At 70.8% G+C, this 13,466-nt stretch carries 12 protein-coding genes and 2 pseudogenes; 9 read left to right on the top strand and 5 right to left on the bottom strand.

Annotation, left to right across the window (positions count from 1 at the left end; all coding sequences use genetic code 11):
• Positions 1 to 2: 2 nt before the first annotated feature.
• Entirely contained in the window at positions 3 to 575 is a 573-nt protein-coding gene (locus ACGFQC_RS28520) for a helix-turn-helix domain-containing protein (RefSeq protein ID WP_363090161.1), read from the bottom strand.
• An 86-nt stretch (positions 576 to 661) separates the two neighbouring features.
• Between ACGFQC_RS28520 and ACGFQC_RS28515 the strand changes: the two genes are divergently transcribed.
• From ACGFQC_RS28515 to ACGFQC_RS28485, 7 genes and pseudogenes are all read left to right on the top strand, one after another.
• Positions 662 to 1,540 carry an SDR family oxidoreductase gene (locus ACGFQC_RS28515; protein ID WP_363090162.1) on the top strand — a complete coding sequence of 293 codons (879 nt, stop codon included), beginning with the start codon at positions 662 to 664 and terminating at the stop codon, positions 1,538 to 1,540.
• An 80-nt stretch (positions 1,541 to 1,620) separates the two neighbouring features.
• Entirely contained in the window at positions 1,621 to 3,150 is a 1,530-nt protein-coding gene (locus ACGFQC_RS28510; RefSeq protein WP_363090163.1) for an FAD-dependent monooxygenase, read from the top strand.
• Positions 3,151 to 3,544: 394 nt separating this feature from the next.
• A pseudogene (locus tag ACGFQC_RS28505) lies at positions 3,545 to 3,742 on the top strand (transposase); the annotation flags it as partial.
• Positions 3,743 to 4,272: 530 nt separating this feature from the next.
• The gene (locus ACGFQC_RS28500; protein WP_363090164.1) at positions 4,273 to 4,536 is read left to right on the top strand and encodes a CopG family transcriptional regulator; all 264 of its coding nucleotides are present in this window, start codon (positions 4,273 to 4,275) and stop codon (positions 4,534 to 4,536) included.
• The gene (locus tag ACGFQC_RS28495; RefSeq protein WP_363090165.1) at positions 4,533 to 4,949 is read left to right on the top strand and encodes a DNA-binding protein; all 417 of its coding nucleotides are present in this window, start codon (positions 4,533 to 4,535) and stop codon (positions 4,947 to 4,949) included. Before ACGFQC_RS28500 ends, ACGFQC_RS28495 begins: the two co-directional genes overlap by 4 nt.
• A 192-nt stretch (positions 4,950 to 5,141) precedes the next feature.
• Positions 5,142 to 5,441, top strand: coding sequence for a transposase (locus ACGFQC_RS28490; RefSeq protein WP_363090166.1), 300 nt, complete (start codon positions 5,142 to 5,144; stop codon positions 5,439 to 5,441).
• Positions 5,442 to 5,587: 146 nt separating this feature from the next.
• Positions 5,588 to 6,040, top strand: a pseudogene (locus ACGFQC_RS28485) (IS3 family transposase); the annotation flags it as partial.
• A 159-nt stretch (positions 6,041 to 6,199) separates the two neighbouring features.
• On the opposite strand, the gene ACGFQC_RS28480 reads toward ACGFQC_RS28485, so the two are convergent.
• On the bottom strand, positions 6,200 to 7,552 hold the full coding sequence (locus ACGFQC_RS28480; RefSeq protein ID WP_363090167.1) for a class I SAM-dependent RNA methyltransferase: 1,353 nt from the start codon (positions 7,550 to 7,552) through the stop codon (positions 6,200 to 6,202).
• A gap of 92 nt (positions 7,553 to 7,644) precedes the next feature.
• Positions 7,645 to 9,750, bottom strand: a complete 2,106-nt coding sequence (locus tag ACGFQC_RS28475; RefSeq protein WP_363090168.1) for an APC family permease — start codon at positions 9,748 to 9,750, stop codon at positions 7,645 to 7,647.
• A gap of 415 nt (positions 9,751 to 10,165) precedes the next feature.
• Between ACGFQC_RS28475 and ACGFQC_RS28470 the strand changes: the two genes are divergently transcribed.
• Both ACGFQC_RS28470 and ACGFQC_RS28465 read left to right on the top strand, forming a co-directional pair.
• A complete protein-coding gene (locus ACGFQC_RS28470) occupies positions 10,166 to 10,834 on the top strand; it encodes a TrkA family potassium uptake protein (RefSeq protein WP_363090169.1) in 669 nt (222 codons plus the stop codon).
• The gene (locus ACGFQC_RS28465) at positions 10,834 to 11,511 is read left to right on the top strand and encodes a TrkA family potassium uptake protein (RefSeq protein ID WP_363090170.1); all 678 of its coding nucleotides are present in this window, start codon (positions 10,834 to 10,836) and stop codon (positions 11,509 to 11,511) included. Before ACGFQC_RS28470 ends, ACGFQC_RS28465 begins: the two co-directional genes overlap by 1 nt.
• A gap of 704 nt (positions 11,512 to 12,215) precedes the next feature.
• Here the strand turns inward: ACGFQC_RS28465 and ACGFQC_RS28460 are convergent.
• Together ACGFQC_RS28460 and ACGFQC_RS28455 are read right to left on the bottom strand one after the other, a co-directional pair.
• Entirely contained in the window at positions 12,216 to 12,971 is a 756-nt protein-coding gene (locus ACGFQC_RS28460) for a DUF3159 domain-containing protein (RefSeq protein WP_363090171.1), read from the bottom strand.
• A 3-nt stretch (positions 12,972 to 12,974) separates the two neighbouring features.
• Positions 12,975 to 13,373 carry an OB-fold nucleic acid binding domain-containing protein gene (locus tag ACGFQC_RS28455; protein WP_363090172.1) on the bottom strand — a complete coding sequence of 133 codons (399 nt, stop codon included), beginning with the start codon at positions 13,371 to 13,373 and terminating at the stop codon, positions 12,975 to 12,977.
• Positions 13,374 to 13,466: the final 93 nt, after the last annotated feature.

The following is a 13,466-nucleotide window of genomic DNA, read 5'->3' as shown; positions in this document are numbered from 1 at the left end:
GTTCAGTCGAGGGAGGAAATGGCCGCGTGCAATTCGCGGAGTTTCAGGCGGAGCAGTGCGGTCAGTTCCTGATCGCACGCGGGATCGACCCAGCACGCGTAGGCGTCGGTGAAGGCGAGGACGCCCAGCCAGGCGGCTAGCCCGGCCGCCGGGTCGGCGATGCCGCGCCGGCGCAGCGCCAGCGTCATGGCGTCGGCGAAGGAGTGGTGCTTGAGTGCCTCCCGCTCCCGCAGGTCGCTGTTGCTCTCGACGACGGCGCGCAGGGCGGGGCCGATCGCGCGCAGCTCGGGGGTGAAGTTGCCCGCCACCGCTTCCAGGCCGGCCGCGACGGCGCTCAGCGGCGTCGCCTCGTCGGGCGCGGCGTCGATCCCGCCGGCCAGCAGCTCGCACAGCACGTCCTGGCCGGCGAAGAGCACTTCCCTCTTGTCCGGGAAGTGCCGGAAGAAGGTGCTTTTGGTCAGGCCGGCCCGCTGGGCGATCTGCACGACGGTGGTGTTGTCGTAACCGTGCTCGTCGAACAGTTCCACGGCGGCGCGAACAAGTCGTTCCCGCGCTTGCGGCTCCCAGCGGCTCATGCGCCCAGGATAGGCGATGGGACTTGGTCCCGTCACCGTGCTACGTTGACGGGACCAAGTCCCATCACTGTGGAAGAGAGCGATTCATGCGCGTTTTCGTCACCGGCGCCTCCGGCTGGATCGGTTCCCCCGTCCTGCGCGAACTCCTCGCCGCCGGACACCAGGTCGTCGGCCTCGTCCGGTCGGACTCCTCGGCGCGTGCCGTAGCGGCGGCCGGGGGAGAGCCGGTCCTCGGCGACGTGGCGGACCTCGACTCCGTGGCCGCACTGGCCCGCGGCGCCGACGGCGTCATCCACCTGGCCTTCGACCACGACTTCTCCCGGTTCGAACAGTCGGTGAAGGAGGAGGGGGAAATACTCGGGGCCCTGGGGGCGGCGCTGGCCGGTTCGGGAAAGCCCCTGGTGGTGGCATCGGGAACCCCGGCGGAACCCGGTGTTCTCGCCACCGAGCGCAGTGACTCCGCCGGGGGCGGTCCCGCCGCGGTGCGCGTGGCGAACGCCCGCGCCGTGCTCGACCTCGCCCGGCACGGCGTCCGGTCCTGCGTGGTGCGGCTGCCCCGGTCCGTGCACGGCGAGGGCGACGCCGGTTTCATCGCCCAGCTCGTCGCCATCGCACGCAGGGACGGCGTTGCCGGCTACGTCGGCGACGGGTCGCAACGCTGGCCTGCCGTGCACGTGCTCGACGCGGCCCGGCTGTTCCGCGCCGGGCTGGAGGACGCCCCCGCCGGATCGGTCCTGCACGCGGTCGGCGACGAAGGCGTACCCATCCTGGCCATCGCCCAGGCCATCGGCAGGCACCTCGATCTGCCCAGCGCGTCGCTGCCCGCCGAGACCCTCGGCTTCCTCGGCGGCCTCCTCGCCGTCGACCAGCCGGCGTCGAGCGCCTACACGCAGGACCTGCTGGGCTGGTTCCCCCGCGAGCCCGGACTCCTGGCCGACCTGGAGGCCGGCCACTACTTCCGCTGACCGCCGCCGATGGCACTGATTTCATTCTCACGCGCACGGCCGGAACCGGCACATGCGCCAACAGACATGGAGCAGCACTGGTGAACGAGTTCGTCACCGAAGACCCCGACGTGGTGATCGTGGGAGCAGGCCCGGTCGGTCTGATGCTGGCCGCCGAACTGCACCTGTCCGGCGTGCGGCCCCTGGTGGTCGACAGCGCGCACGAGCGCGCCCGGGAACCCAAGGCGGGCGGCATCGTAGGACAGGTCGTGAGGCTGCTCGACCACCGCGGCCTGTACCAGCGCATCACCGGGGACACCGAGCCTCCCCGGCCGCTGGAGGCCTACCTCTACGGCGGAATGACACTGCGCCTGCACGACTGGCCGGAGAACCAGCTGTACGGCTTCACCGTCCACCAGTGGGACCTGGAGACACGGCTGGAGGAGCGGGCGCTGGAGCTGGGCGCCGAGATCCGCCGCGGCAGCGAGCTGGTCGGTTTCGAGCAGGACGCGGACGGGGTGACGGTACAGCTGACCACGGGCACAGTGCGCACCCGGTACCTGATCGGGTGCGACGGCGCGCACAGCAGGGTCCGCAGGCAGGCGGGCATCGTCTTCACGGGAACGAGCAGTCCGCATCCGCTCACCTACGCCGCGGACGCCGCGCTCTCCGACGAGCACCTGGCGGAGCTGACCGGCGACCACTCCACCCCCGTCGGCCTCACCTACCGGCGGACCGAGCACGGCGTGCTCGCCTGCGTCCCGGCCGGCCCCGGCACGCACCGGGTCGTGACGATGGAGTGGGGCAGGCAGGAGGAACACGAGCCCGTCACCTTCGACCAGGTCCGCTCGGCGGTGACCCGCGTGACCGGCCGCGAGGTGTCGATGCGCCGGCCGACCGGCACCGGCTCGCACCTGCTGCGCCGCCGGACGGGCACCAGTTCGCGCCTGGCGGAGCACTACCGACGGGGCCGGGTCTTCCTGGCGGGCGACGCGGCACACGCGCATTCATCGGTCGGCGCACCGGGTCTCAACCTCGGCCTGCAGGACGCGGCCAACCTCGGCTGGAAGCTGGCCGCCGAACTCAACGGCTGGGCGCCGCCCGGCCTGCTGGACACCTACCACGCCGAACGCCACCTGGCCGGACGCAGGGTGATGAGCTCCAGCAGGGCGCAGTCGGCACTGCTGGCTCCTGGGGCCGACGTCACCGCACTGCGCGAAGTGCTCGGCGACCTGCTGGCGGACCCCGCGGTGGCCCGCCGGATCGCCGCGATGATGTCGGGCTCCGACGTCGTCTACCCCTCCGCCGCACCAGGCGGGCACCCGTCGACGGGCAGGTGGGTTGCCGACCTCCGGGTGGACGCCAACGGCGGCTCCGTGCGGCTGGCAGAGCGGGCACGCCACGGCAGGCCGATGTTGCTGTGCCCGTCGGGGGCGGACACGCTGGCAGGCACGGCCTCACCCTGGTCCGGCCGGGTGGACCTGCTGACCGTCACCGCCGCGCCTGGTGCCCCGCCACGCGAGACGGTCCTGGTCCGCCCCGACGGGTACGTGGCGTGGGCAGGCACCGAACCCGCCGAACTCGCCGCAGCGCTGCGGACGTGGTTCGGCCCGCCGTCCCGGCACGTCTGACGATCACCGGTCACGACGCTGGGCGGGCGCGCCCTGCCCGTTCGGCGTCGTGACCGGCCTCGGGACTGGAGGGCTCGCATGAAGAGGTGTCGCGTATTCGGCGTGCGGCTTCGACGGCTGATTATCGACGGCCACCGGCAACGGTGGTCCATCGCGGGTCGATGCGGCCCAGCCATACGTCTTGATCGTCGGCCAGTGGTTGCTCCAGGGGAAGCGGGAGGAACCGGCAGCCGAAAGCGAGGCCGGCGTCGTCTCCGTCGCCGTCCAATTCCTCACGCCGGCCGCCGGTGCCCGGCCTGCGTCAACCACTCGACGACATCGCGCAGTTGGTTGGTGGTGACGAGCGTCGCGTCGTCGCCGGGGTCCCAGGCGCACGGCTTCCGGCAGCGCGACCCTGTTCTGCCACGTCTATGGACGTGGTGACCGCAAGACGGACCAGTTCGTGCCGGGTTGGCCGTACTCCTTCGTTGCCGCGCCGGAGTCCGGCCGCACACCACGGAACTGGCACCGGAAGCCCTGGCGGAGGCACGGCAGTCCGGCCGACTGTCCGATCGGGTGCGCGAGCAGCACGCGGTCGTTCACACCTTGCTGAACGAAGGGCTCGGACTGCGAGTCGTCGCCCGCCGACTCGGCTTGGCCCGCAGTACCGTCCGCCGACTTGCCCGTGCGGCCACGGCGGACGTATGGCTGTCGGGGGCCAGTAGAGCCTCGATGTGGCGCCGCCGCTGACTGCCAGCGCCGCGGCCGTGCCGGACCGCCTGACGGACCTCGATGGGTGTAGCTCCTTTCGAGGGACGGCTCTACCTGCGTGCCCTGCGGATCGGGGTGCTCTCGAGTGATCGACTCGGCCACCGGGGCGGCCGGCGCGGCGACCTGCGTCCTCTACGCTGTCGATCTTCCTGCGGAGCCGAGCGTGACCTGCGGAATTCCGGCAGGATCTCCACGACCGGCAGTCGAGTCGAACCGGCACATGCGCAGCTCAGCCTGTCCCTCGAAAGGAGCTACAAGGGACGCGCCAGCTGCCCGGACCACGAGGGCGCCCAGAGCTCACACGGACTTGCCTGATCGCGCAGCCCGAACAGCACCGAAACCAGGAGGAGTACCAGCGGTAGGATAGGTGGCATGAGTGAAGCTACCCGCAAGTACTCCATCACCATGCCGCAGGACATCGCCGAGGCCGCCCGCGACCGCAGCGGACCCTCCGGCCTCTCCGCCTACGTCGCCGCAGCGGTCGCCCGTCAGGTCGAACGCGACAATCTCAACGAACTCATCGCCGTCGCGGAGGCGGAGCACGGCCCCGTCACCGACGAGAAGATCCAGGCCCTGCGTGACGAGCTCCACCGGGCCCGGCAGCAGCAGGGCCCGGGCCGGGCGGACGCCGCGTGACCCGCGCCTCCCCCGCGGTCCCGGGCGGCACCCTCGTCCTGGACAGCGAAGGACTGGCGAAGGCCGTCCTGCGCGACCGCGCAGTCACCGCCTGGCTCGCCCTCGCCCGCGCCGATGATCTCCGGGTCATCACCTCCGCGACCACCCTGGTCGAGGTCATCCACCCCCGGATCAACCGCCCCGCCCTGGAGTGGACCCTCTCCCGGCTGGTCGTGGAACCGGTCACCGACCCGCTCGCCCGGCACGCCGCCACGCTCCTCGCCGACGCCGGGCTCCACGGCCACGAATACGCCATCGACGCCATACTCGCCGCGACCGCACTCGCCGCCCCCGGCCCCACCACCGTGCTCACCTCCGACCCGGAGGACCTCACCACCCTCTGCGGGACACAGGTCACCGTGATCAAGATCTGACGGGAACCGCCCCACTTGCCGCCTGGTGTGAAGTGCGACTGCCGCAGTGACCGCATCCTCACATGGTCAGCCTTCTCCGTGCCGAGCGGGCCACCGAAGCGCGCTGGCCGAGCCGACTGCGCGGCGGGGGCCTTGATCCTGGACACACGAGACACTGGATCCTGAGGATCTGAGAACGGACATCTCGTGGTCATGAAGCACTATCCGCCGCAGTTCAAGGCGGACGCGGTCGCGCTGTACCGGTCGCGGCCCGAGGCGACGATCGGGCAGGTCGCCGCCGATCTGGGGATCAATTCCGAGACGCTGCGGAACTGGGTCCGGGCGGCCGGTGCGAGCCGGCCGCGGGGGCGCCGGGCGGAGGTGCCGGCGGAGCCGCCGACGCCGTTGGAGGCGGGGAACGCCGCTCTGCGGAAGAGGGTCCGTGAGCTGGAGGAAGAGCGCGAGATCCTGCGGAAGGCGGCGAAGTATTTCGCCGGGGAGACGCGCTGGTGAACCGCATCCAGTTCGTCGCCGACCATCAGCGCCGTTACGGCGTGAAGCGGCTGTGCACCATTGTGGGCATCGCCCGCTCCAGCTTCTGTTACTAGCGGGCGGCGGCCGCGGATCGGGCCGCCCGGCAGGCGGCCGACGCTCGCCTCGCCGCCCGGATACGGGCCGTGCACCGCGAGTCGGACGGCACCTACGGCGTTCCCAGGATCACGGCCGAGCTCCGCGAGGCGGGCGAGCGCGTCAACCACTGGGGGTACCCTCGCTCGCGGGGGAGGATCGCGCGGCTGATGCGGGCTGCCGGTCTGGCGGGCGTGCGCTTGCGCCGCAGGCACCGCACCACGGTCGCGGACCCGGCCGCGGCGAAGGCCCCGGATCCCATCGGCCGCGACTTCACCGCGCGTGAGCCCCATACGAAGTACGTCGGCGACATTACCTATCTCCCGCCGAACGGCGGGAAGTTCCTGTATTTGGCCACCGTCATCGACCTCGCCTCGCGCCGCCGCCGGGAGGAGTTCCTTATCTTCGTGCCGAGGGCCCGGTACGCACGGCCCCATGCCGGAGAGGTCCGTGGGGTTGAGACTCCCGATTCGAGCGTCATGTGAGCGTCAAGCATCTCCGAACGAGCCCTTGAAGGCGTCCCCGGCGTAGGCGCCTCCCTCATGAATTCGCAGGTCAGGAGGCTACGAGGAGCGAGTCATCCGCTCGACCCGCTGCAAGGAGGGAAACAGGTCGGTGACCCACCCGAGCCGCATAACCGCAGGTCAGGCAGTCTTCTTAGCCGGCTCCAGGATCGCCACGCACTCCACGTGGTGGGTCATCGGGAACAGGTCGAACGCCCGCAGGGTCCGTACCCGGTACCCCCCGTCCCGGAAGTACGCCAGGTCCCGTGCCAGCGCGGCCGGGTCGCAGGCCACGTAGGCGATCTTCCGCGCGCCCAGGGAGGAGAGGTGCTCGACCGTCTTGCGGCCCGCCCCCGCCCGCGGCGGGTCGAGGACGATGAGGTCGACCTCGTTGATGCCCGTCCGCGGGAGCACGCTCTCCACCTTGCCCTGCTCGATCCGCACGCGCTCGAAGCCGGCGAGGTTGTGCCGGGCGTCCTCGACGGCGCGCTTGCCGGACTCGATACCGAGGACCGCGCCCTTGTCGCCGATGCGGTCGGCGAGGGCGCCCGCGAAGAGGCCGACGCCGCAGTACAGGTCGAGCGCCATGTCGCCCTTGCGCGGCAGCAGACCCTGCATGACCGCCTTGACGAGGGTGTCGGCGGCCTGCGGGTGGACCTGCCAGAAGCCGCCGCTGCCGACGCGGTGGGTCCGGCCGTCGGCACGCTCGCGCACGAACGCGCGGCCGTGGACGCGGTGGATGCCGCCGTCGTGCTCCTCGACGCGCATGACGGAGACGGGCCTGTCGAGCTCGACGAGGGGGAGGCGGGCGCCGGGCCGGGGTTCGAGGATCACCATGCGGTCCTGGGAGCCGGTCGCGGCGATGGCGTCGACGGACGCCATCCCGGACCAGTCGCGCTTCTCGATGCCCAGCTCGCTGACGCCGGGCGCCGCGATCATGCAGTGCTCGACGGGCTCGACCTCGTGGGAGCGGTGGCGCCGCAGTCCGGCGTTGCCGTCGGCGTCGACCGCGTACTGCACGCGCGTCCGCCACTGCGGCACCTGGCCGGCGGGCAGCTTGTCGCCCTCGGCCGGCATCACGGTGCCGTCCCAGCCGGCCTCCTCGGGCGTGAGGCCCGCGAGCCGCTTCAGCTGCTCGGCGATCACCTCGCCCTTGAGGCGGCGCTGGGCACCCGGCTTGGCGTGCTGCCAGTCGCAGCCGCCGCAGCGGCCGGGTCCGGCGTACGGGCAGGGTGCCTCGACGCGGTCCTTGGACGCCTCCAGCACCCGCACCGCGTCCGCGCGCAGGAACCGGGCCCCCTCCTCGCCGTCGGTCACCCGGGCCACGACCCGCTCGCCGGGAAGCGTGTGCCGGACGAACAGCACCTGTCCCCCGTCGGTGCGGGCGATGCAGTGCCCGCCGTGCGCGACGGGGCCGACCTCGACCTCGTACTCCTCGCCGACCAGCGACCTCGCCTGCGGGTCCGCCTGCGACTTCTTCGTTTCTGCCTGCATGGCGGGGTGACTCCACTACGTCGAACGAGGTACGGCCGGACAACAGCCCACCAGTCTACGTGGCTGTCGTCCGGCCGTTCACCATGAACAGGTCAGGCCTGCGGGCCCGCGTCCGGCGCGTCCGGGGAGCCGGCGGACCCCTTGGAGGAACCCGTGCCCGACGGCTCCTTCGCGTGCCCCTCGTGGACCGGGCCGCGCCGCACGGAACCGGGAGCGTTCCACTCCTGCCTCCTGCGGGCGCGCTTCTTGGCCACCTCGGAGGACTGGAGCTGGTAGGGCACCGAGGTCACCATCACGCCGGGCGTGAACAGCAGCCGGCCCTTGAGCCGGAGCGCGCTCTGGTTGTGCAGCAGGTGCTCGTACCAGTGACCGACCACGTACTCGGGGATGATCACCGACACGGCGTCCCGCGGCGACTCCCGGCGCAGGTTCTTGACGTACTCGATGACCGGCCGCGTGACCTCGCGGTAGGGCGAGTCCAGGACCTTCAGAGGTACGTCGATGCCGCGGCGTTCCCACTCCGCTCGCAGCACCTTCGTCTCGGCCGGGTCGACGTTGACGGTGAGCGCCTCCAGCGTGTCGGAGCGCATCAGCTTGGCGTAGGCCAGGGCGCGCAGCGTCGGGCGGTGGATCTTGGAGATGAGCAGCAGCGAGTGCACGCGCGAGGGGCGGACGCTGTCGTCGCTGGGGCCCTCGGGTGCGGCGAGTTCCTCGGAGACGCCGTCGTAGTGGCGGCGGATCGCGGTCATCGTGCCGTAGAAGATCACCATGCCGAGCAGGGCGACCCAGGCACCGTGGGTGAACTTCGTGACGAGGACGACCACCAGGACGAGGCCGGTGAAGAACGCGCCGAAGGTGTTGATCGCCCGGGAGCGGACCATGTGGCGGCGCTTGGCCGGGTCGGTCTCGGTCGCCAGGTGGCGGTTCCAGTGCCGGACCATGCCGGTCTGGCTGAGCGTGAAGGACACGAACACGCCGACGATGTACAGCTGGATCAGCCGCGTGGAGTCGGCGCCGTACACGACGATCAACAGGGTCGCCGCGCCCGCGAGGAGGACGATGCCGTTGGAGAACGCCAGGCGGTCGCCGCGGGTGTGCAGCTGGCGGGGCAGGTAGCGGTCCTGGGCGAGGATCGAGCCGAGCACCGGGAAACCGTTGTAGGCGGTGTTGGCCGCGAGGAACAACACCAGCGCGGTCGCCGCGGCGAGCACGACGAAGAGGAAGCTGCCCTTGCCGAAGACGGCCTCGGCGACCTGGGTGATCACCGGGTTCTGGACGTAGTCGGGGCCGACCGCGACACCGTTGTTCACCAGGTCGACGGCCGGGTTCTCGGCCATGCGGACGTCGGTGACCAGGGCCAGCACGATGATTCCGCAGAACATCGTGACGGCCAGCAGCCCCATCGCGGCGAGGGTGGTCGCCGCGTTCCTGGACTTGGGCCTGCGGAAGGCGGGCACGCCGTTGGAGATCGCCTCCACGCCGGTGAGCGCCGCGCACCCGGAGGAGAAGGCCCGCAGCAGGAGGAAGACCAGGGCGAAGCCGGCGAGGCCCTCGTGCTCGGGCTTGATCGTGTAGTCGGCGGTGGGCGCCCGCATGGTGTCGTCCAGGACCAGCCCTCGGTACGCGCCCCACGCGATCATGATGAAGACGCCCGCGACGAACACGTACGTCGGAATCGCGAAGAGCTTGCCGGACTCCTTGACGCCGCGCAGGTTCATCAGCGTCAGCAGCACCACGACGCCGGCCGCGCAGGCCACCTTGTGCTCGACGACGAACGGGACCGCGGAGCCGAGGTTCTCGATGCCGGAGGAGATGGAGACGGCGACGGTCAGGACGTAGTCGACGAGCAGGGCGCTCGCGACGGTCAGGCCCGCTTTGGGACCGAGGTTGGTGTTGGCCACCTCGTAGTCGCCGCCGCCGCTCGGGTAGGCGTGGACGTTCTGCCGGTAGGAGGCGACCACGGTGAACATCAGCACGACGACCGCGAGCGCGATCCAGGGGCTGAAGTGGTAGGCCGACAAGCCCGCGATGGACAGGACCAGCAGCACCTCTCCGGGCGCGTAGGCCACGGAGGACAGCGGGTCGGAAGCGAAGACGGGCAGGGCGATGCGCTTCGGCAGGAGCGTTTCCCCGAGCCGATCGCTGCGCAGTGCGCGCCCGATCAGAATCCGTTTGGGCACGTCGGTCAGTTTGGACACAACTGAGCATCGTAGGCCTTCGAACAGGGGACCGCCCACCCTCCCCCGGGGTCAGCCGGGTGACACCGCGCCCCGGCCACCTCACGGACACCCTCCGTCTGCCCCACGGGTGAAATCGGCCACGGCGCGGCTGCGGATTCCGCGACCGTGTCGCCCCCCATGCCTATATGACGATTCCCGTCCCCTGTCGCTCTCTGGAGGTTCCACGCACATGACCGCGGAGCTGATCGGCGCCACCGGCACCCTCGTCGGCATCGGAATCCTCACCCTGCTCAGCCTGTGGAGCATCAGCCGTCGCTGACGCCGGGAACCGTGCACGGGGGTGCCCTCCGCGGACCGCGCGTGTGTAGCTTGGTCGGCGGTCTGAGACCCTGTTACAGCCAAGTCAGCAACATTTGACCTCGGAAGGACGGTCGTGCACATCGTCATCATGGGCTGCGGCAGAGTGGGTTCCGCTCTCGCCCAGACCCTGGAGCAGCAGGGGCACACGGTCGCAGTGATCGACCAGGACCCCACCGCCTTCCGACGTCTTGGCTCCTCGTTCGGCGGCCGCCGGGTCACCGGGGTCGGCTTCGACCAGGACACCCTGCGCGAAGCGGGCATCGAGGAGGCCGGGGCTTTCGCCGCCGTCTCCAGCGGCGACAACTCCAACATCATCGCGGCCCGCGTGGCCCGCGAGATGTTCGGCATCGAGAACGTCGCCGCCCGCATCTACGACCCCCGCCGCGCCGAGGTCTACCAGCGCCTGGGCATCCCGACGGTGGCCACGGTCCGCTGGACGGCCGACCAGATGCTGCGCCGACTGCTCCCCTCGGGTTCCGAGCCGCTGTGGCGCGACCCCACCGGCGGCGTCCAGCTGGCCGAGGTGCACGCCTCCGCCGCCTGGGTCGGACACAAGATCAGCAAGCTTCAGGAGGAGACGGGCGTGCGCGTGGCGTTCCTCACCCGCCTCGGCGAAGCGATTCTGCCCACCTCGCAGACGGTTCTGCAGGAGGGCGATCTGGTGCACGTGATGATGCGCACCGACGACGTGGAGAAGGTCGAAGCCGCGTTCGCCGAAGGCCCGAAGGAGGACGGTCACTGATGAGGGTCGCCATTGCCGGAGCCGGCGCAGTCGGCCGCTCGATCGCGGGCGAGCTGCTGGAGAACGGCCACGAGGTCCTGCTGGTCGACAAGGCACCGACCGCCATCTCGGTCGAGCGTGTCCCGCAGGCGGAGTGGCTGCTGGCCGACGCCTGCGAGATCACCTCCCTCGACGAGGCGGCCCTCCAGCGCTGCAACGTCGTGATCGCCGCGACGGGCGACGACAAGGTCAACCTCGTCGTCTCCCTGCTCGCGAAGACGGAGTACGGCGTCCCGCGCGTCGTCGCCCGCGTGAACAACCCGAAGAACGAGTGGCTCTTCAACGAGTCCTGGGGCGTGGACGTCGCCGTCTCCACCCCGCGCCTGATGTCCGCCCTGGTGGAGGAGGCGGTCAGCGTCGGCGACCTGGTCCGCCTGCTCCGCTTCAGCCATGGCGACGCCAACCTCGTCGAACTGACCCTCCCCGAGGAGTCGGCCCTGGCCGGCACCCAGGTCGGCGACGTGGAGTGGCCCGAGGACACCTCCCTGGTCACGATCATCCGCGGCACCCGCGTCCTCACCCCGTCCCGCGAGGACTCTCTGGAAGCAGGCGACGAACTCCTGTTCGTGGCAGCCCAGGCCCAAGAGGAACAGCTGGAGGACCTGCTGTCGGTCCGCCGCGACGACGTCAACGGCTGACCCCTCCCGTCCCGCCCGGGAACAACGCCGGCCCTGCCGGTTCCTTGAGGGAGGAGCGAAGGCCGCAGCCGTCCCGTACCCGAAAGACGACCTGCTGACAGCAGCCTTCGGCAACGGGCGCGGAGGCGAAGGCCTGGAGGCAGCTCCCGGGCACGGAAGCGACGGCCTGGGCGAAGTATCCCGGGCACGGAGGCGACGGCCTGGAGGCAGCTCCCGGGCACGGAAGCGAAGGCCTGGGGTTCCAGCCTTCCGGGACGGAAGCGGAGGCCTTGGAGCGGCAGACCCCGGGGACAGAAGCGGGTCCCGAGGACGCCCGTCCGCCCAGAACCGGGAACGGGGGGCCAAGGGCGGCAGCCGCCCGGGCCGGGAACGGGGGACTCGGGGCCGGCAGCTCCCCGGACGGAAGCAGGGGCCCGAGAACACCACTTCCGTCCGGAACCCGGAACGGGCCTGGCGGGCGACAGCCACCCAGGCCCTGAAGAAGGTCCTGCCGACGGCAGTCCGGGACGGAAACGAAGGCCCGACGAAGCCGGCTCACCCAGGACCCGAACCGAGGACCTGGGGGCGGCACCCCCAGGAAAAGAAACGAAGGACCGACGACGCCGGTCGCCCATAACCGGAACGAGCGGGGGTCCGGGGGCGGCGGCCCCCGGGGACGGGAAGAGAGGGGAAGGGGCGGCGGGGCGAGAAAACCCCCGCCGGAACTACCTGTCCCGCCGGTGCCGCGGACCGGCCTCCGCCGACTCGTGCGACGCCCCGGCCGCCCTCGCCTCCGCCGCCTTCTCCTCCGCCTCCATCTCGGCGAAGACATCGATCGGCGCGGGCGCCTTCGCCAGGAAGACCCACGTCAGCCAGACGGCCAGCAGGAACGGCGGGATCTTCAGCGCGATCAGCACCCAGCCCAGCTGCGTGGTGTCGGCCCACCAGTACAGCGGGAAGAGAATCGCGCACTTGGCGAGAAGGATCAGCCCCCAGGCGTAACTGGCCTTCGCGTACGCCTTCTTGCGGCCGGGATTGCGGGTGCGCCAGGAGAGGTTCTCCTTGAACACCGGCCCGAGGATCAGCCCGAGCAGCGGCATCCCGCACAGGGTCGAGACGATGTACGCCAGCGACAGCCCCAGCGTGTAGAGCATGCCGGGCAGGTAGAAGTCCTTGGCGTTGCCCGTCATCATCGCGAACACGACACCGAAGGCGACGCCGAAGACACCGCTGAAGGCGTGCTTCACGGTGTCCTTCATGGCCAGGCGGACCACGACCAGGACCAGCGACACCGCCAGCGCGGCGATCGCCGACATGTGCAGGTCTTTGTTGATCGTGTAGATCGTGACGAACAGCAGGCCGGGCACCACCGTCTCGACCATGCCCCGCACCCCGCCGAACGCCTCGAACAGCGCGGCTTCCGTCACCGCCCGGGCGTCGTCCTGCTGAGTGTCTTCGGTCGGCTTGTCGAGCGACGTCACCGGCTACTCCCTACCAAGGGGTCTCAGTTCGTACTTGGGGTTGAACAGCACCCGGCGGCCCCGGCTCATCGAGATCCGGCCCGATGCTATGAGCTTGCGCCCCGGCTCTATACCCACGATGGAGCGTCTGCCCAGCCACACCACGTCCAGCGCGGCGGAGCCGTCGAACAGCTCGGCCTCCAGGGCCGGGACTCCGGCACGCGGTCGCAAGGTGACCGTGCGCAAGGTACCAGTAACCGTGACTATCTGGCGGTCCTGGCAGTCTCCGATCCGCGTACAGCCGGCGGTCTCGGCATCCTCCCGCAACTCCTCGGACTCCAGGTCCTCCTGCGAGGAGGAGAGCCGATCGAGCATGCGCCGGAACCGGCCCACCGGCTTCTCGGAACGAGGAACAGCACTCATATCTGAAGGGTACCGGGAGGCACCACCGGGCCCGTACCCGCGCTCCCACGCCCCTCTTCGCCCCATCCCGCCCCCGCCCCTACCTGCTGTGGC

This window comes from Streptomyces sp. NPDC048734 (assembly GCF_043198675.1).
Taxonomy (GTDB): Bacteria; Actinomycetota; Actinomycetes; order Streptomycetales; family Streptomycetaceae; genus Streptomyces.
This window is presented reverse-complemented; position numbering and strand designations above follow the sequence as displayed.